Here is a 23,875-nt window from a genome sequence, read left to right on the forward strand (position 1 = left end):
AGCCGTTGCAGCGTCTTCATAAGAAGTTCACTTGCTTATGGCCGTCCAAGCCTCTTACATGCCCGATCAAATTGAGGGGACGCCCGTGATGCATGATGACCTTTTCCTGACCCCGCCCGCCGTCGAGCCTGTGCTCTTCACCGATGCCGCCGCCGCCGTGGCCCAGCTTGAGGCGCTTTATACGCAGGCGACCGTGTTTCTGGGTCAGGCCTTTTCCCATGCTGTCACCCATGGCAAACCCCAGGCCCGCGTCCGCGCCTACTACCCGGAAATCCGCCTGACCGTCACCAGCCATGACAAGATCGACAGCCGCCTGTCCTTCGGCCATGTCTCGCACCCCGGCACCTATGCCACCACCGTGACCCGACCCGACCTGTTCCGCAACTACCTGATCCAGCAGATCAGCCTGTTGATGGAAAACCACGGTGTGTCGGTTCAGATAGGCCTGTCGGATACGCCGATCCCGCTGCACTTTGCCGTCGCAGGCAACCCCGACATGACCGTGCCGCACCAAGGCGTGCTGGACTTCACCCTGCGCAACGTGTTCGACGTGCCGGACCTGTCGACCACCAACGATGACATCGTCAATGGCCAGCGCACCCGCAATTCCGATGGCTCTTACCCCCTCGCCCCCTTCACCGCGCAGCGGGTGGACTATTCTCTGGCCCGCCTCAGCCACTACACCGCGACCGATGCGATCCACTTCCAGAACTATGTCCTGTTCACCAACTACCAGTTCTACGTCGACGAATTCGAATTCATGGCCCGCGCCGCGCTGTCAAATCCGGCGCTTGGCTATACCGAGTTCGTGGCGGGCGGCAATTCCTCCATCACCACCGGCGATGGCGTTCTGACGCCCTCGTCCAAAACGCCCCAGATGCCGACCTATCACCTGAAGCGGGCGGACGGGAACGGCATCACCCTCGTCAACATCGGCGTCGGCCCGTCAAACGCCAAGACCGCCACCGACCACATCGCCGTCCTGCGCCCGCATGCCTGGCTGATGCTGGGCCACTGCGCCGGCCTGCGCAATTCACAGTCACTGGGCGATTTCTGCCTCGCCCACGCCTATCTGCGCGAGGATCACGTGCTGGACGACGACCTGCCGATCTGGGTGCCGATCCCCGCCCTGGCCGAGATTCAGATCGCCCTGCAAGACGCCGTGGCCGAGGTCACGCAGCTCGACGGCTATGAACTCAAACGCATCATGCGCACCGGCACCGTCGCCACCATCGACAACCGCAATTGGGAACTGCGCGACCAGTCCGGCCCGGTCCGCCGCCTGTCGCAATCCCGCGCTATTGCGCTGGACATGGAATCCGCCACCATTGCCGCCAACGGCTTTCGGTTCCGCGTGCCATACGGCACGCTTCTTTGCGTCAGTGACAAGCCGCTGCATGGCGAGTTGAAACTGCCGGGCATGGCGTCAGACTTCTACAAGACCCAAGTCTCCCGCCACCTGCAGGTCGGCATCCGCGCGATGGAGCGTTTGCGGGAAATGCCGCTTGGCCGCATTCACAGCCGCAAACTGCGCAGTTTTGACGAAACAGCCTTTCTTTAGGGGTAGTTTTCGCTCACCGATTGCAAAAATGCTTGCCTTGACGGTCAAAAACCTGTGTAGCCAGCGCCACAGCCGTTGACGGCGTTTGAACCAATACCCGGAACCGGGATCAGACCAAGGGACACTCAAGATGACCAAACCGATGACCAAGACGCAACTGCTGGCCGCTCTGGCCGACGCCATGGGCTCTGACAAGAAGACCGCTGGCACAGCCCTCGACGCGATCGCCGCCGTCGTGGCCCGCGAAGTCGCCGCCGGTGGCGCCGTGACCCTTCCCGGCCTTGGCAAGATGGTCTGCAAGGCCCGCCCCGAGCGTCAGGTTCGCAACCCCGCCACGGGCGAACAAGTGACCAAGGCCGCCGATAAGCAAGTCAAATTCGCCATCGCCAAGTCGCTGAAAGACAGCGTCAACGCCTGAGTCTGACCGAACATCCGCAGGGGTCGCCCGCACCTGCCGGGCGACCCTTTGTTTTGGAGACTGCCATGGACCTGACCGCCCTGCTGATGGGCCTTGCCTTCTCGTTTATGTGGTCCTCGGCGTTCGCCACCGGCCGGATCATCGTCGCCGATGCCTCACCGCTTCTGGTGCTGGCCCTCCGCTTCCTGATCTCCGGCACCATCGCCGTCACCATCGCCCGCCTGCGCGGCCAAAGCTGGCGGCTGTCAAACCCCGTGGCGCGCAGCGTCGTGATCTTCGGCCTGTGCCAGAACGCGCTCTATCTCGGCCTGAATTTCGTGGCGCTGCAATGGGTCGAGGGCTCGCTGGCCTCGGTCATCGCCTCCGCCATGCCCCTCCTGGTTGCTGCAATCGGCTTTGCCTTGGGGGAACGTCTGCCCAAACTTGGTATCGCGGGCCTGTTGGCGGGCTTTGCCGGGGTGGCGCTGATCATGGGCAGCCGCATCACCCATGGCGCTGACCCGACCGGCGTCGCGCTGTGCGTGATCGGCGCCACAGCATTGGCCTTTGCCACCCGGCTGGTGAAGGCCGTCAGCGCCGGCGGCAACCTTCTGATGGTGGTGGGACTGCAAATGCTGGTGGGGTCCGCCATCCTCGCCGTGGCCGCCATGGCGCTGGAAACCCCGCGCCTGAACCTGACACCCCATCTCTTGATGGCGCTGTCCTACCAGATCGCCGTCCCGGGCCTGACCGCCACCCTTTTGTGGTTCACGCTGGTCGGTCGCATCGGGGCCATTCGCGCCTCGACCTTCCACTTCCTCAACCCCTTCTTCGGCGTCACCGTCGCCGCCCTCCTGCTTGGAGAGCACATCACCCCCACCGACATTCTGGGGGTGATGATCGCTATGGCCGGGATTCTGGCCGTGCAAATGGCCCGTCAGGCCGCCGCCAGAAGCGCCTGATCGAAGTCCTTGGCCTTCTGGACCGAAGGCCGCGCCTGACACCGCGCCACCCAATCCCTGATCGACGCATCCTCCGGCAGAAACTGCGGCAGAAAGCTGAAGACCGAGGCGCAGATCAGGTCCGCCGCCGTGAAGTCCTCGCCGCACAGATAGGGCCCCTTCTCCAGCGCCCCATGCAGCCGCGCCAAAGCCTCGTCCACGCCGCGGAAGTTGCGATGCAGGCCGGGGTGACCCGCGCCAAACATCTTCATCCACATCACGGGCTCCAAGACGCCCTGATACCAGAACAGCCAGGTCAGATACTCCCCCCGCTTGGCCGTCCCCGGCTTCGGCGCAAGCCCCGAGTCGGGGAACAAGGCCGTCAGATACAGCATGATCGCCCCGCTTTCCGTGATCAGCGTGCCGTCATGGATCAGCGCCGGAACCTTGCCCTCGGGATGCGGATTGGCCGGATCGGCATGGCCCGAGCCATCGCGCTGCACCATCCCAACCGTCTTGATCTCGATCTTGTCCCAGATCCCCATCTCGTCAATCAACGAGACAATCCGCCAAGACCGGCTGTTGGGGGCATGAATAAGGGTCAGCATGTTTCTCTCCTTGCGTTGCTGGATGCCCCCTTTATGCTCCCCTGATCCTGTCAAAAGCTGTCAGCATCATGCCGCGCCCCGACCGCCTGTTCCGTCTTCTGACCGCCCTGCGCACACTGCCGCAGCCGGTCACGGCCGCCCGTCTGGCCGAGGAAACCGAGGTCTCCCCCCGCACCCTCTACCGCGACATTGACACCCTGCGTGCCGGTGGCGCCCTGATCGACGGTGCCGCCGGCGTCGGCTACACCCTCACCGAAGACCCCGCCCTGCCGCCGCAGATGTTCACACGGCTGGAGGTCGAAGCTCTCGTCCTCGGCCTCGCCGAGGTCCGCCTTGCCGGCGACCCCGCCCTCGCGAAAGCGGCTGAGGCGGCGCAGGCCAAGATCATCGCCACCTTGCCCGAGCGTGTGCAGCGCCAAGCCATCCACGCCGTCCAGCAAACCTACCGCTTCGAACGCCGCGCCCCCGCCCCGGCCCACCTGTCGCTGATCCGCGAGGCCTGCTGGGACGAACGCGCGCTCGACATCACCTACCAAGACCGCGCCGACAGCCAAACCCGCCGCCGCATCTGGCCCCTGTCGGTCGTCTTCATGGACCGCACCCTGATGCTCTTGGCGTGGTGCACCCTGCGCCAAGGCTTCCGCCGCTTCCGGCTGGAGGCGATGACCGAGATCACGGCGACGGACGAAAGCTTCCGCCCCCGCCGCGTCCCCCTGTTGCGGGACTTCCTGTCAGAACTGAAAACGACGGGCGGGCGGACAAGGTAGGATGGGCAATATGCCCATCATCCAAGCAAGATGGGCGCATCGCCCATCCTACCCAATGATCCCGCGCACCCCACCCGTCTGCCCGCGATCCAGCAGCAGATGATCCGCCAGCACCAGCGCCATCATTGCCTCGCCCACCGGAACAGCCCTGATCCCCACACAAGGGTCATGCCGCCCCTTGGTGATCAGATCGATCTGCTCGCCCCGCGCATTGATCGTCCGCCGGGGGGTCAGGATGCTTGAGGTCGGCTTCACCGCAAACCGGCACACCACCGGCTGACCCGAGCTGATCCCGCCCAGAATCCCGCCGGCATGGTTGCTCAGAAACACCGGCCCGTCGTTGCCCATGCGGATCTCATCCGCATTCTCCACCCCGGTCAGGCTCGCCGCAGCCATCCCGTCGCCAATCTCCACCGCCTTGACCGCGTTGATCGACATCATCGCACTCGCAAGATCGCTGTCCAGCTTGCCATACAAAGGCGCCCCCAGTCCCGCCGGAACCCCTTCTGCCACAACCTCGATCACCGCCCCAACCGAGTTGTGCGACAGCCGCAACCCGTCCAGATACTCCGCCCATTCCGCCACCGCGACCGGGTCCGGGCACCAGAACGGGTTCTCGCCAATCTGCGCCCAGTCAAACCGGCTGCGCTCGATCCCCTTCGCACCCATCTGCACCATGTACCCGGTGATCTTCAGCCCCGGCACCAAAGCCGCCAGCACCGCCCGCGCCACCCCGCCAGCCGCCACGCGGCTCGCCGTCTCCCGCGCCGAACTCCGCCCGCCGCCGCGATAATCCCGCACGCCGTATTTCTGGTGATAGGTAATGTCCGCATGCCCCGGCCGGAACGCCTGCGCGATGTCGCCATAATCCTTAGACCGCTGATCCGTATTCTCGATCAACAGCGAAATCGGCGTCCCCGTCGTCCGCCCTTCAAACACCCCCGACAGAATGCGAACCGCATCCGCTTCCTGCCGTTGCGTGGTGAACTTCGAGGTGCCGGGCTTGCGCTTGTCCAGCCAAGGCTGCAAATCCGCTTCCGTCAGGGCAATCCCCGGCGGACAGCCATCCACCACAGCCCCAATCGCCGGCCCATGGCTCTCCCCCCAGGTGGTGAAGCGGAACAAATGACCAAAGGTGTTAAGGCTCATGGGCGATCTCCTGTCTGCCGCCCCCCATAGTCCAATCGCGCCTTCAGCAACAGATTTTTCGTAGAAAAATCGTGCCCTAGTCCGCCGTCATCGACACCACGGCCGATTTCTTCACCGTATCCGCCGGATAGGTGATCTTGGTCTGGATGCCAAAGCGCAGGTCGGGGAAATAGGTGAAATGCTGCACGGTCGGATAGGGCCCGCCGATATGGCCAATATCCACCCCCAGCGCGGCATAGCGGCAGGCCCCCACCTTCAGCGCCTGCACCATCCCGGCCGTCACATGCACCTTCTCGCGCCAGTCATCGGCTTGGGTGTCGCCGATCTTCGTCGTCGTGGCCTTCACGTTCGAGGTCCAGTCCATCCCCGCCACCGGCTCGGGCGGCGTGCGGATGTAATGATATTCCGACGCCGTCGCACTGCCGTTGCGCGTGCTTTCGGTCTGATAGACGCCGTAGGGCCCCACGACATATTTGGCATAATTGCCCGTCGTCTTGCTCTCCTCGATCCGCAGCACATCATGCGCATCGCGGTGCACTGCCCAGGATGACCCATCCGCCAGCTTCACGGTCACCCCCTTGGCAAAGCTCAGATAGTTCACACACTCCGCCGAGGCCGGCAAAGCCATCGCCGCAAGAAAAGCCAGACGCAGAAACATGCCCCACCTCCTGTTTTGCGCCATCGTAGGGTGCACTTTGAAGGCGCACCACCCCTGATTCGCACGCCACGGTTAACGCATCGGCATCTCTGCGCGCGTAGAGACGGAAGGAAGACACAAGGAAGACCGGTTCAAGACCGTACCTTCCGCCGAAATCCTCCGGTTAATCCAGCGTTCCCAACCCTTTGCGCTTTCCCCTTGCACCCGGGGACCATTCCCCTATTTTCACCCCCACCTCGGGGTGCCTGTCCTACAGGCTGAGATGCGCAAGCGGACCCGTTGAACCTGACCCGGATCATACCGGCGGAGGGAAGGTGCTGGCTGAAGGCCCGTCTCCATTCCCGCCCGTCGCAACATGGAGAGACCTATGAAAGCCATCCATCTTGCACTGGCATTCCTGTCCCTGGCCCCAATGGCCATGGCCGAGACCCCCGTGCTCAACGTCCTGACCTATGACAGTTTCGCCGCCGACTACGGCCCCGGCCCCGCCATCGCCAAGGGGTTTGAGGCGACTTGTGCCTGCAAAATCAACTACATCACCGCAGGCGATGGCGCAGCCGTCCTCTCCCGGCTGAAAATGGAAGGTGCCAAGTCTGAAGCGGATGTGGTGGTTGGCCTTGACACCACCCTGACCGAAAGCGCCCGGTCCACCGGCCTCTTCGCCCCCCTCGCCACCAAGGCGCCGAACGACCTGCCCGTTCCCTACGATGACGCCAACTTTGAACCCTTCGACTGGGGCTGGTTCGCCTTCGTCTACGACAACACCAAACTGAAGACCCCGCCGAAATCCTTCAAGGAATTGGCGGCCTCCAACCTCAAGATCGTGATCGAAGACCCCCGCTCCTCTACCCCGGGCCTCGGCCTCGTTATGTGGGTCAAAGACGCTTATGGTGCAGATTCTGCCAATATCTGGAAGGACTTGGCCGATAACATCGTCACCGTGACCCCCTCCTGGGACGAGGCTTATGGCCTGTTCCTCAAGGGTGAGGCGGACATGGTCCTGTCCTACACCACCTCCCCCGCTTACCACCTGATCGCCGAGAAGGACGCCACCAAATCTGCCGCTTCCTTCGACGAAGGCCACTACATGCAGGTCGAAGTCGCCGGAAAACTGGCCTCCTCCAAACAACAGCCGCTCGCCGACCAGTTCCTCGCCTACCTGGCCAGCGATGCCGCGCAATCCATCATTCCCACCACAAACTGGATGTACCCCGCAAAAACCCCCGCCGAGGGCTTGCCCAAAGGCTACGAAACCCTGATCAAGCCGCTGAAATCCCTCCTTTATTCTCCCGCCGAGGCCGAAGGCCAAAGGCAAGCTGCGGTCGAGGAATGGCAGACCGCCCTCTCCAAATAAGCGCAGGGGCAATCGCCCTGCTGATCGCCGCGCTGGTGCTGGGAACGGCACTGGCCTTGGCAAGCCAGTCCGGCGGGGCCTCCCTACGCCCCGCCGACTGGTCCGCCATCCGCTTCACCATCACCCAAGCTGTTCTGTCTACAGCCTTTTCCTGCGCACTCGCCGTGCCCACCGCCCGCGCCCTGATGCGCCGCCGCTTTCCCGGTCGCGGCGTGCTGATCCTCGTGCTGGGCGCCCCCTTTCTCCTGCCCGTCATCGTCGCCGTGCTCGGACTGCTGACGATCTACGGTCGCAGCGGTATCCTGAACACCGCGCTACAGGCGGTAGGCATCGCGCCAATCTCCATCTACGGCTTGTGGGGCGTCGTGCTCGCCCATGTCTTCTTCAACCTCCCCCTCGCAACCCGCATCCTTCTGAACGCCTGGCACGCCATCCCGGCCGAGCGGTTCCGCCTTGCCGAAACCCTGAACCTCCCCTCCCCCTTCCGCCACATCGAACGCCCCATGCTTCGCGCCACTCTGCCGGGTGCGGCACTGGCGATCTTCCTCGTCTGCCTGACCTCCTTCGTCGTGGCCCTCACCTTAGGCGGAGGCCCCAAGGCCACCACCCTTGAACTTGCGATATATCAAGCCCTTAGGTTCGACTTTGATCCGGGTAAAGCCGCCCTCCTCGCCGCCATTCAGTTCACCATCTGCGCCGCCGCAGTGACCCTGTCGGCCCGATTCACGCTGGCGTCCGGCCTCGGCGCCGGGCTTGACCGCAGCCTGATCCTGCGTCCCCCCAAAGGCCGCGCCGTGCTGGATGCCCTGACGATCATCGTCGTCGCATTGTTCCTCGTCCTGCCCCTGTTGGCTGTGGTGGTTGAGGGGCTTCCCGCCCTTCCCCGACTAGGGATAGCGGTCTGGCAAGCAGCCCTCCGCTCGATCTGGATGGCGCTGGCCTCTGCCGCGCTGGCCACCGGAACGGCCCTGACTCTCGCCCAAGCTGTGGCCCGGCGTGGCAGTCGTCTGTTGGAGCTTTCGGCCATGCTGCCGCTTTCTGCTTCGGGCCTCGTGCTTGGCACCGGGCTTTTCCTGCTCGTGCGCCCGTATCTTCGCCCAGAGGATATCGCCCTTCCGGTGACGATCACGGTCAACGCCCTGATGTCCTTGCCCTTTCTGTACCGCCTGCTCCTGCCGGAGACGCAAGCGCTGCACAGATCCTACGATCGGCTGGCCAAGGCCATGGCGCTGACCGGCCCTGCCCGCCTGCGGTACCTGACCTTGCCCCGCCTTGCCCGCCCTCTGGGGCTGGGCGCGGGGCTGGCCGCTGCTCTTTCAATGGGGGATCTTGGCGTGATTGCCCTGTTTGCGGGTGATGGGCAGGCAACGCTACCCCTTGTGGTGCAACGCCTTTCCGGCGCCTACCGGATGGATGAGGCAGCGGCCGCTGCTCTCCTTCTGGTCACCCAGTCCTTCGCCCTTTTCGCCCTGTGCGACCTAGGAGGCCGCCGTGCTGCACCTTGATCACCTGACCCTGACGGTTGATGGCTTTCATCTGACGGCGGATTGGGCGATCCCGCCGGGCACCAAACTTGCAATGCTGGGCGGTTCGGGCGAAGGGAAATCCACCCTTCTCATGGGTTTGGCGGGCTTTCTGACGCCGACGTCAGGCCGCATCCTTTGGCAGGGTCGCGACCTTGCTCCGCTTTCCCCGGCTGAGCGTCCAATGGCGATGCTGTTTCAGGACCAGAACCTGTTTCCCCACCTGACGTTGGGCCAGAACCTTGGCCTCGCGCTCAACCCGCGCCTGAAACTTGACACCCGCGATCACGCCAGGATCGCGCAAGTACTTGAGCGGCTTGGCCTTTCCGGCATGCAGACCCGCAAACCCGCTGACCTGTCAGGCGGTCAGCAAGGCCGCGCCGCCTTGGGCCGGGTCTTGCTGCAAGCCCGCCCGGTTCTGCTGCTGGATGAACCCTTTGCGGCCCTCGGCCCTGCCTTGAAGGCCGATCTGTTGACCCTTGTCGCAGACCTTGCTGCCGATGTCGGAACCACGGTGGTCATGGTCACCCACGACCCCGCCGACGCCCGACGCTTTGCCGATCAGGTGGTGCTGGTGCATGACGGGGTGGCCGAAGCCCCGGTTGAAACCAAGGCGATCTTCGCCGATCCGCCCGCCGCTTTGCGCGCCTACCTCGGCCCATAGAAAAAGGCCCCGCACGATGGCGGGGCCTTTTCATTCAATGCCTTAAGGGCTCAGTGCGCCAGCTTCTTGCCCTTGACCTTCGCCCAGAGACGCTTGTTGGTCAGGTACAGCAGAACCGACAGCAGACCCAGCAGAAGCACGGCCTTGAAGCCGGATTCCTTGCGGTCCATCATCTTCGGCTCGGCGGCCCAGGTCAGGAATGCCGCGACGTCCTTGCCTTCCTGGTCCAGCGTCGCCGGCGTACCGTCCGCGTAGGTCACCTGATCCGCTGCGATGGCCGTGTTGGGCATGCCCATCCAGCCGCCGGGGAAGGCCTTGTTTTCATAGAAGGTCACGCCAGCGATATCCTTCGACTGGCCGGTAAAGCCATTGATGATCGAGTAGATATGCTCAGGTCCGCCCATGCCGAAGAACAGCTGATTGGTGCCCAGACCATAGGGACCTTCAAAGCCTTTGCGCGCCTTGGCCATGACCGACAGGTCAGGAGCCTTCATCGCGTTGTTGGCCGGGAAATGGTCCGACGGCAGCAGGGTACGGGCAGTGCCCGACTCCGGGTCAATGAACTGCGGATTGGATGCCGCGTCGTTGATCGGGAACGCCTTAGCATAAGCCTTGACCTGATCTTCCGGCAGGTGCGGCCCGCCCAGATCGGCCAGCTGGCCGATGCGGACGAACTTCAACCCGTGGCAGGTCGAGCAGACCTCGGTATAGACTTGCAGGCCGCGCTGCAGCTGATGCTCGTCGAAGGTGCCGAACGGGCCTTCGAACGAGAAGGCGACATCCGTCGTCTCCCCTTCGCCAGCAGCCCAGGCAGCGCCTGTCATCAGGGTGAGTGCAGAGACGGCACTGATTGCGATTTTGCGAAACATCTCAGTCAGTTCCTTTCTCACTCGGCCGGGCCGGAAACGGGATCGGCGTAGTGCGACTTGAAGTCTTCCTCGATCGAGGCCGGTTGCAGCAGCGGCTTTTCAAGCACACCCAGCAGCGGCAGGATCACGAGGAAATAGGCGAACCAGTAGGTCGCGGCGATCAGCCCCACCCAGCCGGTGAAGGTCGACGGCACTTGGCTGCCGCACCACATCAGCACGACGAAGTCGATCACCAGAACCGCAAACCACGCCTTGAACATTGGGCGATAGCGGCCAGAGCGAACTGACGAGGTGTCCAGCCACGGCGCCAGCGCCATGCACAGGATCGCCCCACCCATCGCCAGCACGCCGAACAGTTTGGAGTCGACGATGCCGAAGGTGATGAAGTGCACGAACTGCACGGCCCAGACGGTGTTATCGAACGAACGCAGGATGGCGTAGAACGGCAGCAGGTACCATTCCGGCACGATATGCGCCGGGGTCGCCAGCGGGTTGGCCTGGATATAGTTGTCCGGGTCGCCCAGATAGTTCGGCATGAAACCGACCACGGCGAAGAACAGCATCAGGATGACCGACAGCGCGAACAGATCCTTGATCACATAGTAGGGCCAGAACGGAACCGTATCCGCCTCAACCTCGGCCTTGGAGCCGCGGCGCACTTCAACGCCCGTGGGGTTGTTGTTGCCGGTGGTGTGGAAGGCCCAGATGTGAACGGCCACCAGCGCGGCAATCACGAAGGGCAGCAGGTAGTGCAGGCTGAAGAAGCGGTTCAGTGTCGGGTTGCCGATCGAGAAGCCCCCCAGCAGCCACTGTTGCAGCGAGACGCCAACACCCGGGATCGCGCCGAACAGGCCGGTGATCACGGTCGCACCCCAGAAGGACATCTGGCCCCAAGGCAGCACGTAACCCATGAACGCGGTCGCGATCATCAGGAAATAGATGATCATGCCGATCACCCAGGTCACTTCGCGCGGCGCCTTGTAGCTGCCGTAGAACAGGCCCCGGAAGATGTGGCAGTAAACGGCGAAGAAGAACAGCGAGGCACCGTTGGCATGCAGATAGCGCAACATCACGCCGCCGTTCACGTCGCGCATGATATGCTCGACCGATCCGAAGGCGAGGTCAACGTTGGGCGTGTAATGCATGGCCAGCACGATGCCGGTCACGATCTGCAGCGCCAGACAGAAGGTCAGGACAATGCCCCAGATCCACATCCAGTTGAGGTTTTTGGGCGTGGGCAGCATCAGCGTGTCATAGACAAGGCTGACAATCGGCAGACGGCTGTGGAGCCAGGTCTGAAAGCCCGGTTTGGGCTCGTAGTGGTCGTGCGGGATACCGGCCATCTGATGTGTTCCTTACCCGAGCTTGATCGTGGTGTCGTTGGAGAAGGCAGCGACCGGCACTTGCAGGTTGCGCGGGGCGGGCCCTTTGCGGATGCGGCCGGCTGTGTCGTATTGCGAACCGTGGCAGGGGCAGAACCAGCCGCCGAACTCACCGGCGCCATTGCCCAGCGGCACGCAGCCAAGGTGGGTGCAGACGCCCATCATCACCAGCCACTTGCCGTCCTTGTCGAGCGCGCGGTTGGCGTCGCTGGCATCGGTGCCGGCCGGCAGGTTGTCATTTTCGGCATTGGTATCGACCAGATCCGACAGCTTGACCTCTTGGCCAGCCTTGATCTCGTCCGCGGTCCGGTGACGGATGAACACCGGCTTGCCGCGCCACAGCACGGTCAGCTGGCTGCCCTCGGCAACGCCGCTGACATCAACCTCGATCGAGGCCAGTGCGCGCACGTCGGCAGAGGGGTTCATCTGGTTGACCAGCGGCCAGACCGCTGCACCAGTTGCCACGACGCCCGCCCCGGCGGTCGCGTAATACAGGAAATCCCGGCGGGACCCTGCGGTATCGTCAGCATGGGACACGAATACTTCTCCCTTCCGCTGGCCGCCCTTCGGGGAGGCCGGTAAATCTCATGGGGCCGCGTCCCTGACGCAGCCTTGCCGGGCGGGTTTTAGACAAGGATTGCGAAGAGGTCCAGCGGTCAAAGGCGCAGCGGGCCACGCAAAACCCGATTTCCTTGATGCTTTGCCTTGAACCCGTGCAAGCTGTCTCCAATATCGATCGGCTGCCGTGCAAGCTAGGCCGGAATCGTCGCTTGAACAGAGGGCCGCACGCCAAATTCGGCGGCCCACTTTGCAAGTTCCGGATGGCCCGCACGCCAATCCCGCGCGCCATGCCGGAAGTCCAGATACCCCAAGGCGCAGCCAAGTGCGATCTGCCCCATATTCAGCGGCCCCTGCAGATCTTCCAGCCTTTGGGTTTCCAATGCATCGAGCGCCCGGGCAATCTTGGCCCATTGCCCCTCGACCCAAGGCGCATATCGCATCGGCTCTGGGCGCAGGCGGGTTTCGTACACCATCAGAACCGCGGCTTCCATCATGCCATCCGCCGTGGCCTCCAGCGTCAGCACGTCCCAAAGTCGGGCCTGCGGGTAAAGGGTCGCGCCAGAAAGCTGGTCCAGATAGCGGCAGATCACCCGGCTGTCATACAGCACACGGCCATCGTCGCAGATCAGGGCGGGGATCTTGCCCAAGGGGTTCAATTCCACCGGCATGGTACCCGGCGCGGTCGGCGTGCCAGAAGCGGCCACCAATTCAACCTGGGGGCCAAGCCCCGCTTCCTCAATCAGGACCAAGACCTTGCGGACAAACGGAGAGGTGGGGGAGTGGTAAAGTTTCATCGCGGGCGGCCTTTGCTGTGCTGGGCCTATTGCTAGGGCCAGTCCAAAGCCCTGTCCATGGCCTGATCACGTGACCCGGCCACCCGCTGCGGGCGACAGACGGCACTGCTGGATCAGCGGGACCCAGACATGAAAAAGCCGCCGAGGTTTCCCTGGCGGCCCATCAACCGTGCTGATCCACGCTTCTCAACCCTGACGGGCCTTGTAGCGCTTTTGCGTCTTGTTGATCACATAGACGCGGCCTTTACGGCGCACGATCTGGCAATCGCGATGACGCGTCTTCAGCGAGCGGAGCGAGTTTGCAACCTTCATGGCTGTCTCCTTCTGTTCGCGGCGCGTCCTCGCGCCATTTGAAAACTGTGCCAGCCTTTCGGCCAGCGGTGAATGGTGGGCGGTACTGGGATCGAACCAGTGGCCACTACGATGTCAACGTAGTGCTCTACCGCTGAGCTAACCGCCCCCCTTGCCGTCTTCTTCCGCCGTGGCCGTCGAAGGCCGCAGGTGAAAGTGCGTCGGTGGGGGGTCTATAATCAGAGTCGCGGGGGTGTTCAAGGGCTTTCTCCGCGCCAGATTATGCCGCTATACCTAAGGCATGGAGGACCGCATGTCAGAACTTACCGAGGGCGAATCCTATCGACTGACCCGCCCCGTGCGGCAAATGACCTCTGTGATCTTTTCCTCTCCGCATTCCGGCCGCGAATATCCGGCAGATTTCCTTGCGGCAAGCCCGCTGAACGCCACCGCGCTGCGCTCGTCCGAGGATGCGTTTGTCGATCGGCTGTTCGCCCGCGCCCCGTTGTTCGGGGCCCCGCTGCTCTGCGCCCGCGCGCCCCGCGCCTATATCGACTTCAACCGGGGGTGTGATGAACTGGACCCCGCAGTGGTCGAGGGAATCGCCCGTACCGCCCACAACCCGCGAATCTCCTCTGGCCTCGGGGTGATTCCCCGGGTCGTGGCGGGCGGCAAGGCGATCTATTCCGGCAAGATCCCGCAAGCCGATGCCGAAGCACGCCTGGCCCGCCACTGGCGGCCATGGCATGCGGCCCTGCGCAGCCTGATCAACCAGACCCATGCCACCTTCGGCGAGGCGATCCTGATCGATTGCCACTCGATGCCGCACGAAGCCATCGAAACCCACGCACGCCCCGGTCAACCCCTGCCCGAGGTCGTGCTGGGAGACCGCTTCGGTGCCGCCGCCTCCCGCGAGGTGGTTGAACAGATCGAGGCGGTCTTCAGCGCCGCCGGCTTCCGCGTCGCCCGCAATTCGCCCTTCGCCGGGGCCTATATCGCGCAGGCTTACGGCCATCCCGTCTCGCGCCGCCATGTCGTGCAGGTCGAGATTGACCGGGCCCTGTACCTTGACGAACGCCGGGTGGAGCCTTTGCCGCAGTTCTCGGCCTTTTGCCAACGCATCAATCGCGTCGTGGCCGATCTGGCCCAGATTGGCCGCAGCAGCCTGCCGATCGCGGCAGAGTGACGGCGCCCGATACATCAGCCGAGTGAAAGAGGAGAGGAAGATGCGTCTGTTTGCTTCGATTGGACTGGCCCTGACCCTCGCGGCCACAACGCTGCCCGCCCGGGCGGAGGACCGCTGGGCCTCGATTCCGCCGCCGCCGCCGATGCCCACGGCAGTGGCCAGCGGTACGGCGGATGTGAACGGCATCAAGATGTATTATGCCACCTATGGCGCGGGCAATCCGGTGCTGCTGATCCATGGTGGGCTGGGCAATGCCGATGTCTGGTCCAATCAGGTGATCGACCTGATGAAGGACCATCTGGTCATCGTTGCCGACAGCCGCGGCCATGGCCGGTCCACCCGCACCGACGCGCCGTTCGGCTATGACCTGATGGCCTCGGACTATCTGGCGCTGCTGGATTATCTGAAGATCGACAAGGTGGATCTGGTGGGATGGTCGGATGGCGGCATCATTGGCCTCGACATCGCCATGCACCACCCGGACCGTCTGAAGCACCTTTTCGCGCAAGCCGCCAACATCACCACCGATGGCGTTGACCCGAACGTGATGACCGACAAGGTCTTTGGGGCCTATATCGACTGGATGGGCAAGGATTATGTGAAACTGTCCCCCACGCCCGATCAGTATGACGCCTTCGTCAAGCAAATCTCGGACATGTGGGCGACCCAGCCGAACTGGACCGATGCCGAGGTGGCCACGATCAGCGTCCCCACCGTCATCGCTGCCGGAGACCACGATCAGGCCATCCTGCGCGCCCATACCGAAAAGATCGCCAGCCTGATCAAGGGGTCAAAACTGGTGATCCTGCCTGACACCAGCCATTTCGCCATGATGCAGGACCCTGCCGGCTACAACGCCGCGGTCCGCGCGCTGATCGACAACTGAAGCAAGCGGGGGTTTTCCACCCCCGCACCCCCGGAGAATATTTGCACCTGAATGAAGGGGGCGTCAGGCGAAGCTTTTGATCGTCGCAATCGCCCCGTCGAGCGCCTTGCCCTCTTCATCCTTGAGTGCCGCGTCCCGCAGGCGACGAACCCAGTCGGCGGCATCCTCGCGGGCGGCGACCAGGGCGGCGGCGGCAAGGACCTTGTCGAACTTGGACAGACCCCGGGCATGGGTGTCGGAATAGCCCTTCACCAGACGGCGGCATTTCAGGACTTCGACCGCCAGATCATAGCGCGGCAGATAGCCGAGCGCGGTGGCAACCCACGCCTCCAGATGCGCCACCTCTTGTTTGTGGCGCAGGGTGCGGCGGCGGTACCACTTCAGGCCCCCCAGCATGTAAAGCGTGGCGTAAGACCAGAGCCCGTCCGTCCGTAGCCGCCGCCCCTTGGAAAACCAGCGGTCGAGCCGGGCCATCCACCTCGGGTCGTCCTGTACGCGCTGGCCCAGACCTGCGGGCAGCATCCCGGCAATCTCTTCGGCGCGGGGATGCATGAATTCGGTCAGGTGCATCAGGTTGCCCTCTTTGACCCGCATCTCTTTGGCGATCCTCTCAAAGCGCGGTCCGCGCGTCTTGAGGTCAGCCACCCGGATCACATCGTCATAGCACATCGCATTGGCGATATATTTCGCCGCCTCGACCGACAGGGCGTAACCCTGCGCCGGATCATCACGGGTCAGCACCTTGGCCAGCCGGTCCAGATACTGCGCACCGTAGGCCACGTCCTGAAACTCGACAACCTTCTTCAACCCCAGCACGGCCATCTCGGCCACCGGTGCCGGAAGCCCCTCTGCCAGCCCCAGAAGCCGATGCCACTCCGCGACCAGCCGCGCCGGGCCCTTGGCCATGACCGGGCCGGGCTTGCGCGCGGCAGGCGTTTTGGCAATCGGGCCAGAGGCCGCCTCGTAAGCGGCGGCAAAGGCGCGCAGGCTGCCGTCAATGCCCTTGCCACCCTTGCGGATGGCCGCCTCGAACGCGGCGCGCGGGAAGGGCAAGGCACCTGATCCCGCCAGCGCCCCGAACAGGCTGGCCGAGATGACCGAGCCATTGCGGATCGCCAGCGCCTCGAAATCCGCCGCGATGAAGCGCTTGGCCATCAGGCCCGCCGCCGCCATCACCTCATCTGAATTGGCAATGCCGTTGCCCGGCTCCATCTTCTCCGACACCGCCAGCGCGCGGTGGGTGGAGGCGATCAGGGTCGTCCGTTCCGGCGTCACAAAGCCGCGGATGATCGAACGGCCGGCTTCCATCATCTCCGCCGCGATCATGATGTCGACATCACCCGCCGCCGGCATCAGCGAGAAGATCGGGATACCGTCATCAGCCGGGGCCATCTCGACATAATACACCGTCGCCCCGGTGCGCTGCGACACGCCCGCCACGCTCGTCGCCTGCGCCGCATAGCCATTGGCCCGCGCCACATCCTCGATCCAGCCGGTCAGCACGCCGCCACCCTGACCGCCCACCGCCAGTACGGCCAGCTTGATGATTGAGGACAGTTTGGGGTCCATCGGCTGGGCTTTCAGTTGCACGTTCATGCCGCCACCTCAAACACCACCCGCCGCGCATCGCGCCGCTTTTGCAGCCAACCGATCACCCGGGCGCTGAACGCCGCCCACCGCACTTCCCAAGCCGAGGGGTTGTGCACCACATCCGCCCGGTAGAAGCTTGGGCACAGCACCGCCGCATCCGCCACCTCGCCGCAGTTCCCGCAGCCGACACAGCTTTGGTCGATCGAGGCCACCGGGTCATCGCGCAGCGGATCGTCCAGCGTCTTCAACCCCAGCGAGGGGCAGCCCGACAGCCGGATGCAGGCATGATCCCCCGTGCAGATATCCTCATCCACCCCGAACCGAGGTGCCTCGACCCGACGCCCCTCCTTGATCGCGGCCGCCTGCAATGGCTTCTCGCGCCGCTGCTTGTTCAGCATGCATTCCGAGGAGGCGACAATGACCTTCGGCCCCTTCTCCTTGGTCGTCAAAGCCTCCAGCAGCACATCGCGCATGTGGCCGACGTCATAGGTCCGGTCCACCTGCCGCACCCAGTCAATCCCCACGCCTTTCAGTGCCTTGGATATCGGATGCTGTGTCTTCTTCGTCGCATTCTCGGCGCGAGACGACAACACATCCTGCCCCCCCGTCGCCGCCGAATAGTAGTTGTCGACGATCACCGCCACCGAGTCCGACTTGTTGAACGCCATGTTCCCAAAGCTGGAACTCAGCCCGTTATGCCAGAACCCGCCATCCCCAATGATGCTGATCGGCCTGCGTTCGCCACCGCCATCAAAGGCCGCATTGGCCGCAGGCCCAAGGCCATAGCCCATCGTCGCGCCGCCAATCTCGAACGGCGGCAGGGAGCCGAACAGATGGCAGCCAATATCCGCCGTGATCTGCAACTTCCCCGTCTGCTTCTGCGCCAGTTTCATCGCCGCAAAGATCGGCCGCTCCGGACAGCCCGTGCAGAAGCCCGGAGGCCGGATCGGCACCGTCTTCGACAGATCCGGCACCTTGGGCTTGTCCTGATTGGGCGCCCGCACCAAGGCCGGCAGCAGATCCGGCGCGGCCTGTCGCAGGAAGGCCGTCAGCCCGTCCAGCATGACCTGGCCGGTATATTCCCCGGCCATAGGCAGCATGCCCTTGCCGTGCAACTTCACCGAGGACCCAGCCCGGTACAGGTAGGTCGTCAACTGCTGCTCAATGAACTCCGGCTGGCCTTCCTCGATCACCAGAACCTGCTCCTTGCCCTCGCAGAACGACAGGAACTCGGACGACACCAGCGGATAGGTCACATTCAGCACGTAAAGCGGCACTTGGCTTGCGCCGTAGATATCCGCCAGCCCCAGCCGCTGCAGCGCCCGGATGACGGTGTTGTACATGCCACCCTGAATGACCAACCCGATCGGAGCTTCCTTCGGCCCGAACACCTCGTTCAACCCGCGCTCGACAATGAACCGCTCCGCCGCTGGCCAGCGGTTCTTGATCTTGTCCTGCTCGTGAATATACGACATCGGCGGCAGCACGACGCGGGCGAAATCCGACTGCGGGGCGCTCAAGGCATCGCGCACCGACAGCTTCGGCCGCTGGTTGTCCCGCGTCTGGAAACTGCCCGTCACATGGCACGACCGGATACGGACCATCAGCATCACCGGGGAATTTGACGCCTCCGACAGTTCAAACCCATCCTTCACCGCCTTGGTAATGCTGGGCAAATTCGGCCGAGGGTCCAGCAGCCAGAACTGCGACTTCATCGCAAAGGCATGGCTCCGCTCCTGCATGATCGAGGAGCCTTCACCGTAATCCTCACCGACAATAATCAGCGCCCCGCCGTTCACCCCCGAGGACGCCAGGTTCGCCAAGGCATCCGAGGCCACATTGACCCCGACTGAGCCCTTGAACGTCACCGCCCCACGAATGGGATAATGCACCGAGGCTGCCAGCATCGCCGCCGCCGCCGCCTCGTTGGCGTTGGCCTCAAAGCGCACACCAAGTTCGCCCAGCAACTCCTGGGCATCCGCCAGCACATCCATCAGATGCGAAATCGGCGCCCCCTGATAGCCGCCGACATAGCCCACGCCATTCTCCAACAGCGCCTTGGTGATCGCCAGAATCCCCTCGCCGGTGAAGGTCTGACCCTCCCCCAGCCGCAAATGCTCCACTTCCGCCTTGAACGAGCGTTCTGCCATGTCAGACCTCCGATTTGCGGGTGTTGGCGTGTATCTTCTGCAACGTCGCCACGAAGGCGCGCTGTTCGTCCGGGTCGATGCCGGCGAACATCTCTTGATAGGTCTCGGCCATATGCGGCCACAACGTCTCAAACGCTGTGCGGCCGGCTTCGGTGATGAAGACGCGCACCGACCGGCTGTCGGCAGCATCCGCCGCCCGCCGCACCAGCCCCTCTGCCTCCAAAGCGTCAACCGCCCGAGACAAGGTCGACTGCTCCACAATCGCATGCACCGCCAGCTGCCCAATCAACTGCCCATCAATCACAGACAGCACCGCCAAGGCCCGCATCTTCGGCGTCGTCAGGCCCAGCTTGGCCATCTCGGCCCGGATCGCCGCATTGTAGCGCCCCATGATGCGGTTCATCAGGTACGGCGGATAGTTCGCCAACCCGATCTCCCCCAGTCTGGGCAGATTATCCCTCATGCCCCCAGCCTCTTTGCCGCGAGGAAACCCGACCCGCCACCCAGCCCCGGCCCCGGATGGGTCGAGGCACCGATATGCGTCAGACCCTTCACTGCCGGCGCAGCCGAAGGCCCATAGGGCCGCCAGATGAAGAACTGATCAATCGAGCAAAGCCCGCCATAGGGGTCGCCGCCGACAAGGTTGACGTTCATCCGCTCCAGATCCTTCGGCGAATAGGCCTTCCGGGCGAGCTTGATCGCCCCAAAGTCCTTGATATGCCGCGACAGAATCGCCTCCAGCCGATCCGCAAACGCCTCGCGCACGTCATCCCAGTCGCTGCCCGAAATCTCGCCGCCTGCATCGCCCTTGATGACACGCGGCGCATCCGGGATCTGCAACCACAAGATCGCCTTCCCGTCCGGACACCGCGACGGATCCAGCCGAGACGGCTGCCCCACGCAAATCGTGGGCACCGCAGGCAACATCCCCCGCTCCGCCTCATTGGCGGACTTGGACACACTATCAATCCCATCCGCCAGATGGATCAGCGCCACATCCTCCAGCCCCGGCGACAGCCATTCCGGCTCCCGATCCAGCGCATAATGCAGCTGGAAATTCCCCCGCCCATGCCGGAAGCCCTTGGCCGCAGCCTTCGCCTCCGGCAGGTTCACATCCCGCAGCAACCGCCCCGCCAACTGCCCCGGCGCAACCGAGGCCAGCACGGAACCGCAAGCAATCTCCTCCCCCGAGGCCAACTGAACGCCGGTGACCTTGCCGTCACGCACCAAAATCCGGTCCACATCGGCGTCAGTGCGAATCTCTCCGCCCTTTTCTTCAATCAGCTTGCGGAACGCCTCCGCCGCCTTCCCGGCACCACCCTTGGAGATCGGCGCGCCCGCCACCTCCAGAGCAAAGGCAATCACCTTCGCCATCTGCCCGGAATAGGTGCTGTCCGGCGTCAGACCGCAATGCAGCACCCACGGCGCGAACAAAGCCTGCACCGTGGGGCTTTGGAAATCCGTCTCCAACCATCCCCGCGCCGGCAGCAAAGCCTTGCCAAACCACGCGGCCAACCCCTTCAGCCCACGCTTGCGCGCCTGCCCAAAGAGCAGCTTGAACGTCGCCCAAGACCACAACTCCCCCCCGAGCAGCGAGAACAGAAACGGCGCGTCCGCCCCAATCCCGCCCACCACCGCTGCATGGGCATCGCCATCGCCCGGAGCCAGAGCGTTGAACGCGGCCACGTTCTTCGCCCCGTCCATCGTCAGAACCAAAGCCTCACCCGAGGGCCGCACGACGGCGGTCGGATGCGGCGTATGGCAGTATTCAAACCCATGCCGGGCCAGATGGGGGCCCAAAGCAGCCCCCGCCGGCCCGGTCATGAACAGAACAAACGTCGCGGCCATCACGTCATGCTGAAAGCCCGGCAAGGTGATCTCATCCGTCCGCAGGCAGCCGCCGATGCGGTCAGACCGCTCCAGCAGCAGCACACGGTCGCCTTTGAGGGCCAGCATCGCGCCAGCCACCAAAGCGTTGATCCCCGAACCGACGATGACGTGATCCGGCCGCATCTTAACCCCGCGGGACCAGTGCCAAGGCCCGGATCGGCGAGCCGGTCCCGTTCTTGATCTTCAACGGTGCCGCAATCAGGATCGCGCCCTTTGCGGGCAGCTTGTCCAGATTGGCGAGGCTCGCCAGACCAAAGCAGTTGTTCTTGTGCAGCAGGTTATGCGCCGGGAAGGGCGGTGTCATGCCACCCGCTTGCCCCGCATCCGTGCCGATGCACTGGCTGCCCCAGCCGACGATGCCTTTCGACAGCAGGTACTGGATGACCTCAGCGGTCGGCCCCGGCGTATGCGGCCCGGTGGCGTCGGCGTTCAGGAACAGGTTCTCGTCATGGCTGCGCTGGTCCCAATCGCTGCGCAGCACAACCCACTCGCCAGCGTTGATCGCGCCATGCTTGGCCTCCCACGCCTTCACGTGGTCGATGGTCAGCAGGAAATCCGGGTTCGCCCCGCATTCCGCCGCAAAGTCCAGCACGTTGACCGGGGCGACCAGCCGTTGCACGGCCAGCGTGTCGGTATACCCGTCGGCATAATCCTTGCCGGTGATCCAGTGATGCGGCGCGTCGAAGTGTGTCCCCGAATGCTCCCCCACCTTCAGCCAGTTCCACGCCCAGAACGGCCCGTTCTGGTCATAGTTGGAAATCGTGTGGATCTCGATCTTCGGGGTGTCCTTGGCGAAGTCCGGCGGCAGCTTCAACAGGGGCGTGTCCGGCCCCAGAACCCCGGTGCAATCCACCACCTCGACCCCGCCCGAGGCCAGCATTCCGGCCAGACTGGCCAGCACATTCGCAGATGTCATGATGTTCTCCCTGTCTTTTTGTCTTCACCAAAGGAAGACGGATGGAAGACGGAAAGAAGACACCGTCAACCCGCCGTCTTTGCCTTCATCAATGAGAATCATGCTAGACAGATTTAAATGCATTTGCAAATATCCTCTGCGAAATGACCGGAGGACGTGCGCTTGCCCGAGTTCGATCGAGTGTTCGACGCAGTGCTGATCGGGGCGGGCCACAACACGCTGGCCGCTGCGCTGCACCTGTCGGCCAAGGGCTGGCGAGTCGGGGTCTTTGAGCGGGCGAGTGTTGCGGGCGGTGCGGTGAAAACCGGCGAATATACCCTGCCCGGGTTCCGGCATGACTGGGCGGCAATGAACCTGTCCCTCTTCGCAGGAAGCCCGTTTTTCAAGCTTTACGGCGCAGAATTGGCCAAACATGGCTGCGCTTTCGTGCCGGCGGCCAAACCCTTCGCCTCGTCCTTCCCGGATGGAAAACATGTTGGCGTTTCGACCAACTTGGAGGAAACTACTGCCCTGATCGGTGCCCTCTCGCCCGAGGATGCCGCCACCTGGAACCGCCTGTTCGCAGGCTTCGGGGCAGAGGCGCCGCATCTTTTCGGCCTGCTCGGCGCCTCGATGAAATTGCGTGCGATTGCATATTTCATGTTTAAAACACTGCGCGCCAAGGGGATAGCCGGCACGCTGGACCTGACACGCTTCCTGCTGCAATCGCCGCGCGGCTGGCTGACAGAAACCTTCAAACACCCGCATGTTCAGGCGCTGCTGGGGGCCTGGGGCATGCATCTGGACTTTGCCCCCGATGTCGCAGGCGGCGCGATGTTTCCCTATCTGGAAGGTATGGCCGGACAGGCTTTCGGCATGGTGATCGGGCAGGGCGGTGCGGATACGATTGTGAAAGCTTTGGTCTCTGCCATTCAAGCGCGCGGCGGGGTGGTGGAGTTGAACGCCCCGGTCACCCGCATCCTGCACGATGGCACCCGCGCCAGCGGGATCGAACTCGCCGATGGCCGCAAGATCACGGCGACAAAGGCGGTGATTGCCGGCGTGGCCCCTGGCGCGCTGCCGCGCCTGACCGGTGGCACGACCCCTGCCTTTGACGCGGGCATGACGAAATTCGCCCATGCCCCCGGCACAATGATGATCCATCTGGCGCTGTCCGATCTGCCCAACTGGACCGCCAAGGACCTGAAAACCTTCGCTTATGTCCATATCGCGCCCAGCCTTGACCAGATGGCGCGCACCTATCAGCAGGCGAAAGCGGGGCTCTTGCCGAGTGAGCCGATCCTCGTCGTCGGCCAACCGACCGTCATTGACCCCTCGCGCGCACCGGAAGGCCAGGACACGCTATGGGTGCAGGTCCGCATGGCCCCCGGCGTCATCCTCGGCGACGCCAAGGGCGAGATCACCGCCACCGACTGGACCGAGGCCACCGTCCCCTTCGCCGAACGTGCGCTGGATATTCTGGAGGCCCATGCTCCGGGCACACGGGCAAAAATCCTCGGCCGCCGGCTGGTGACGCCCATCGACTTCGAGGCCGACAACCCCAACCTCGTCGGCGGTGATCAGGTCTGCGGGTCACACCACCTGTCGCAGCATTTCCTTTTCCGTCCCATGCGCGGGCATGCCGACGGCTCTACCCCGATCCAGAACCTGCACCTGACCGGAGCCGCCGTTTGGCCCGGCGCAGGCACGGGGGCCGGACCGGGTTATCTGCTGGCCCGAAAACTGGTTGGCAACTGAA

Annotated in this window: 23 protein-coding genes, 1 tRNA gene and 1 riboswitch; of the genes, 10 read left to right on the plus strand and 14 right to left on the minus strand. The window is 63.8% G+C overall.

From position 1 onward, the window contains the following. Nucleotides 1-88: 88 nt before the first annotated feature. The 3 genes from AC1Y2B_RS08155 (at nucleotide 89) to AC1Y2B_RS08165 (ending at nucleotide 2,920) form a co-directional block, all read left to right on the plus strand. Nucleotides 89-1,561: an AMP nucleosidase gene (locus tag AC1Y2B_RS08155; RefSeq protein WP_482252577.1), complete on the plus strand. Its 1,473-nt coding sequence runs from the start codon at nucleotides 89-91 to the stop codon at nucleotides 1,559-1,561. Between the two features lie 130 nt (nucleotides 1,562-1,691). Further along, nucleotides 1,692-1,979 carry an HU family DNA-binding protein gene (locus AC1Y2B_RS08160; RefSeq protein WP_482252578.1) on the plus strand — a complete coding sequence of 96 codons (288 nt, stop codon included), beginning with the start codon at nucleotides 1,692-1,694 and terminating at the stop codon, nucleotides 1,977-1,979. Nucleotides 1,980-2,044: 65 nt separating this feature from the next. After that, nucleotides 2,045-2,920: a DMT family transporter gene (locus AC1Y2B_RS08165; RefSeq protein ID WP_482252579.1), complete on the plus strand. Its 876-nt coding sequence runs from the start codon at nucleotides 2,045-2,047 to the stop codon at nucleotides 2,918-2,920. On the opposite strand, the gene AC1Y2B_RS08170 is transcribed toward AC1Y2B_RS08165, so the two are convergent. Continuing rightward, a complete protein-coding gene (locus AC1Y2B_RS08170) occupies nucleotides 2,896-3,507 on the minus strand; it encodes a glutathione S-transferase family protein (protein WP_482252580.1) in 612 nt (203 codons plus the stop codon). The genes AC1Y2B_RS08165 and AC1Y2B_RS08170 overlap by 25 nt on opposite strands. Nucleotides 3,508-3,575: 68 nt before the next feature. On the opposite strand from AC1Y2B_RS08170, the gene AC1Y2B_RS08175 reads away from it, so the two are divergent. After that, complete coding sequence (locus AC1Y2B_RS08175) at nucleotides 3,576-4,274, plus strand: helix-turn-helix transcriptional regulator (RefSeq protein ID WP_482252581.1); 699 nt, start codon at nucleotides 3,576-3,578, stop codon at nucleotides 4,272-4,274. Between the two features lie 48 nt (nucleotides 4,275-4,322). Here the strand turns inward: AC1Y2B_RS08175 and aroC are convergent, their stop codons facing one another. Together aroC and AC1Y2B_RS08185 are read right to left on the minus strand one after the other, a co-directional pair. After that, entirely contained in the window at nucleotides 4,323-5,423 is a 1,101-nt protein-coding gene (gene aroC / locus AC1Y2B_RS08180; protein ID WP_482252582.1) for a chorismate synthase, read from the minus strand. Nucleotides 5,424-5,499: 76 nt separating this feature from the next. Further along, the gene (locus AC1Y2B_RS08185) at nucleotides 5,500-6,081 is read right to left on the minus strand and encodes a hypothetical protein (protein WP_482252583.1); all 582 of its coding nucleotides are present in this window, start codon (nucleotides 6,079-6,081) and stop codon (nucleotides 5,500-5,502) included. Nucleotides 6,082-6,308: 227 nt separating this feature from the next. Next, a riboswitch (TPP riboswitch) is annotated at nucleotides 6,309-6,410 on the plus strand. A 38-nt stretch (nucleotides 6,411-6,448) separates the two neighbouring features. On the opposite strand from AC1Y2B_RS08185, the gene thiB reads away from it, so the two are divergent. Genes thiB through AC1Y2B_RS08200 form a run of 3 tightly spaced genes read left to right on the plus strand, consistent with a single transcriptional unit; the run spans nucleotide 6,449 to nucleotide 9,622 of the window. Beyond that, a complete protein-coding gene (gene thiB, locus AC1Y2B_RS08190) occupies nucleotides 6,449-7,435 on the plus strand; it encodes a thiamine ABC transporter substrate binding subunit (protein ID WP_482252584.1) in 987 nt (328 codons plus the stop codon). Then, nucleotides 7,411-8,940: an ABC transporter permease family protein gene (locus AC1Y2B_RS08195; RefSeq protein ID WP_482252585.1), complete on the plus strand. Its 1,530-nt coding sequence runs from the start codon at nucleotides 7,411-7,413 to the stop codon at nucleotides 8,938-8,940. The genes thiB and AC1Y2B_RS08195 overlap by 25 nt, the downstream gene beginning before the upstream one ends. After that, nucleotides 8,927-9,622, plus strand: a complete 696-nt coding sequence (locus AC1Y2B_RS08200) for a thiamine ABC transporter ATP-binding protein (protein ID WP_482252586.1) — start codon at nucleotides 8,927-8,929, stop codon at nucleotides 9,620-9,622. The genes AC1Y2B_RS08195 and AC1Y2B_RS08200 overlap by 14 nt, the downstream gene beginning before the upstream one ends. Before the next feature lie 50 nt (nucleotides 9,623-9,672). Here AC1Y2B_RS08200 and AC1Y2B_RS08205 read toward each other — a convergent pair whose 3' ends face one another. The 6 genes from AC1Y2B_RS08205 to AC1Y2B_RS08230 all read right to left on the minus strand — a co-directional run bounded on the left by AC1Y2B_RS08205 (nucleotide 9,673) and on the right by AC1Y2B_RS08230 (nucleotide 13,688). After that, nucleotides 9,673-10,491 (minus strand): cytochrome c1, encoded by an 819-nt coding sequence (locus AC1Y2B_RS08205; protein WP_482252587.1) that lies wholly within the window; start codon nucleotides 10,489-10,491, stop codon nucleotides 9,673-9,675. Nucleotides 10,492-10,508: 17 nt separating this feature from the next. Further along, nucleotides 10,509-11,834, minus strand: a complete 1,326-nt coding sequence (locus AC1Y2B_RS08210) for a cytochrome b (protein WP_482252588.1) — start codon at nucleotides 11,832-11,834, stop codon at nucleotides 10,509-10,511. Nucleotides 11,835-11,846: 12 nt separating this feature from the next. Continuing rightward, nucleotides 11,847-12,410: a ubiquinol-cytochrome c reductase iron-sulfur subunit gene (gene petA, locus AC1Y2B_RS08215; protein ID WP_482252589.1), complete on the minus strand. Its 564-nt coding sequence runs from the start codon at nucleotides 12,408-12,410 to the stop codon at nucleotides 11,847-11,849. Nucleotides 12,411-12,625: 215 nt separating this feature from the next. After that, nucleotides 12,626-13,228: a glutathione S-transferase gene (locus tag AC1Y2B_RS08220; protein ID WP_482252590.1), complete on the minus strand. Its 603-nt coding sequence runs from the start codon at nucleotides 13,226-13,228 to the stop codon at nucleotides 12,626-12,628. Nucleotides 13,229-13,414: 186 nt separating this feature from the next. Beyond that, nucleotides 13,415-13,540 carry a type B 50S ribosomal protein L36 gene (gene ykgO / locus AC1Y2B_RS08225; protein WP_100196728.1) on the minus strand — a complete coding sequence of 42 codons (126 nt, stop codon included), beginning with the start codon at nucleotides 13,538-13,540 and terminating at the stop codon, nucleotides 13,415-13,417. A gap of 73 nt (nucleotides 13,541-13,613) precedes the next feature. After that, a tRNA-Val gene (locus AC1Y2B_RS08230) sits at nucleotides 13,614-13,688 on the minus strand. A gap of 144 nt (nucleotides 13,689-13,832) precedes the next feature. Here AC1Y2B_RS08230 and AC1Y2B_RS08235 point away from each other — a divergent pair. Next, on the plus strand, nucleotides 13,833-14,705 hold the full coding sequence (locus AC1Y2B_RS08235; protein ID WP_482252591.1) for an N-formylglutamate amidohydrolase: 873 nt from the start codon (nucleotides 13,833-13,835) through the stop codon (nucleotides 14,703-14,705). A gap of 40 nt (nucleotides 14,706-14,745) precedes the next feature. Beyond that, a complete protein-coding gene (locus tag AC1Y2B_RS08240; protein WP_482252592.1) occupies nucleotides 14,746-15,591 on the plus strand; it encodes an alpha/beta fold hydrolase in 846 nt (281 codons plus the stop codon). Between the two features lie 63 nt (nucleotides 15,592-15,654). Here AC1Y2B_RS08240 and AC1Y2B_RS08245 read toward each other — a convergent pair whose 3' ends face one another. From AC1Y2B_RS08245 to AC1Y2B_RS08265, 5 genes are read right to left on the minus strand one after another with little or no spacing between them, the layout of a single operon-like run. Beyond that, nucleotides 15,655-17,187, minus strand: coding sequence for an indolepyruvate oxidoreductase subunit beta family protein (locus AC1Y2B_RS08245; protein WP_482252593.1), 1,533 nt, complete (start codon nucleotides 17,185-17,187; stop codon nucleotides 15,655-15,657). Further along, the gene (locus tag AC1Y2B_RS08250; protein WP_482252594.1) at nucleotides 17,184-19,331 is read right to left on the minus strand and encodes a thiamine pyrophosphate-dependent enzyme; all 2,148 of its coding nucleotides are present in this window, start codon (nucleotides 19,329-19,331) and stop codon (nucleotides 17,184-17,186) included. Before AC1Y2B_RS08250 ends, AC1Y2B_RS08245 begins: the two co-directional genes overlap by 4 nt. 1 nt (nucleotide 19,332) lies before the next feature. Beyond that, nucleotides 19,333-19,794, minus strand: a complete 462-nt coding sequence (locus AC1Y2B_RS08255; RefSeq protein ID WP_482252595.1) for a MarR family winged helix-turn-helix transcriptional regulator — start codon at nucleotides 19,792-19,794, stop codon at nucleotides 19,333-19,335. Further along, nucleotides 19,791-21,344 (minus strand): phytoene desaturase family protein, encoded by a 1,554-nt coding sequence (locus tag AC1Y2B_RS08260; RefSeq protein ID WP_482252596.1) that lies wholly within the window; start codon nucleotides 21,342-21,344, stop codon nucleotides 19,791-19,793. Before AC1Y2B_RS08260 ends, AC1Y2B_RS08255 begins: the two co-directional genes overlap by 4 nt. Nucleotide 21,345: 1 nt before the next feature. Then, entirely contained in the window at nucleotides 21,346-22,137 is a 792-nt protein-coding gene (locus tag AC1Y2B_RS08265; RefSeq protein WP_482252597.1) for a cyclase family protein, read from the minus strand. Between the two features lie 162 nt (nucleotides 22,138-22,299). Between AC1Y2B_RS08265 and AC1Y2B_RS08270 the strand changes: the two genes are divergently transcribed. Next, entirely contained in the window at nucleotides 22,300-23,874 is a 1,575-nt protein-coding gene (locus tag AC1Y2B_RS08270; RefSeq protein ID WP_482252598.1) for a phytoene desaturase family protein, read from the plus strand. Nucleotide 23,875: the final 1 nt, after the last annotated feature.

Source organism: Stagnihabitans sp. (assembly GCF_964946895.1).

Excerpts from the sequence above, each read along its gene's own strand:
- AC1Y2B_RS08155 (WP_482252577.1), top strand. The coding sequence starts at position 89 with ATGCATGATGACCTTTTCCTGACCCCGCCCGCCGTCGAGCCTGTGCTC.
- AC1Y2B_RS08185 (WP_482252583.1), bottom strand. The coding sequence starts at position 6,081 with ATGTTTCTGCGTCTGGCTTTTCTTGCGGCGATGGCTTTGCCGGCCTCG.
- AC1Y2B_RS08245 (WP_482252593.1), bottom strand. The coding sequence starts at position 17,187 with ATGAACGTGCAACTGAAAGCCCAGCCGATGGACCCCAAACTGTCCTCA.
- AC1Y2B_RS08165 (WP_482252579.1), top strand. The coding sequence starts at position 2,045 with ATGGACCTGACCGCCCTGCTGATGGGCCTTGCCTTCTCGTTTATGTGG.
- AC1Y2B_RS08195 (WP_482252585.1), top strand. The coding sequence starts at position 7,411 with ATGGCAGACCGCCCTCTCCAAATAAGCGCAGGGGCAATCGCCCTGCTG.
- AC1Y2B_RS08265 (WP_482252597.1), bottom strand. The coding sequence starts at position 22,137 with ATGACATCTGCGAATGTGCTGGCCAGTCTGGCCGGAATGCTGGCCTCG.
- AC1Y2B_RS08205 (WP_482252587.1), bottom strand. The coding sequence starts at position 10,491 with ATGTTTCGCAAAATCGCAATCAGTGCCGTCTCTGCACTCACCCTGATG.
- AC1Y2B_RS08240 (WP_482252592.1), top strand. The coding sequence starts at position 14,746 with ATGCGTCTGTTTGCTTCGATTGGACTGGCCCTGACCCTCGCGGCCACA.
- AC1Y2B_RS08260 (WP_482252596.1), bottom strand. The coding sequence starts at position 21,344 with ATGCGGCCGGATCACGTCATCGTCGGTTCGGGGATCAACGCTTTGGTG.
- AC1Y2B_RS08250 (WP_482252594.1), bottom strand. The coding sequence starts at position 19,331 with ATGGCAGAACGCTCGTTCAAGGCGGAAGTGGAGCATTTGCGGCTGGGG.
- AC1Y2B_RS08170 (WP_482252580.1), bottom strand. The coding sequence starts at position 3,507 with ATGCTGACCCTTATTCATGCCCCCAACAGCCGGTCTTGGCGGATTGTC.
- AC1Y2B_RS08235 (WP_482252591.1), top strand. The coding sequence starts at position 13,833 with ATGTCAGAACTTACCGAGGGCGAATCCTATCGACTGACCCGCCCCGTG.
- aroC (WP_482252582.1), bottom strand. The coding sequence starts at position 5,423 with ATGAGCCTTAACACCTTTGGTCATTTGTTCCGCTTCACCACCTGGGGG.
- AC1Y2B_RS08255 (WP_482252595.1), bottom strand. The coding sequence starts at position 19,794 with ATGAGGGATAATCTGCCCAGACTGGGGGAGATCGGGTTGGCGAACTAT.
- AC1Y2B_RS08175 (WP_482252581.1), top strand. The coding sequence starts at position 3,576 with ATGCCGCGCCCCGACCGCCTGTTCCGTCTTCTGACCGCCCTGCGCACA.
- thiB (WP_482252584.1), top strand. The coding sequence starts at position 6,449 with ATGAAAGCCATCCATCTTGCACTGGCATTCCTGTCCCTGGCCCCAATG.
- ykgO (WP_100196728.1), bottom strand. The coding sequence starts at position 13,540 with ATGAAGGTTGCAAACTCGCTCCGCTCGCTGAAGACGCGTCATCGCGAT.
- AC1Y2B_RS08160 (WP_482252578.1), top strand. The coding sequence starts at position 1,692 with ATGACCAAACCGATGACCAAGACGCAACTGCTGGCCGCTCTGGCCGAC.
- AC1Y2B_RS08210 (WP_482252588.1), bottom strand. The coding sequence starts at position 11,834 with ATGGCCGGTATCCCGCACGACCACTACGAGCCCAAACCGGGCTTTCAG.
- AC1Y2B_RS08220 (WP_482252590.1), bottom strand. The coding sequence starts at position 13,228 with ATGAAACTTTACCACTCCCCCACCTCTCCGTTTGTCCGCAAGGTCTTG.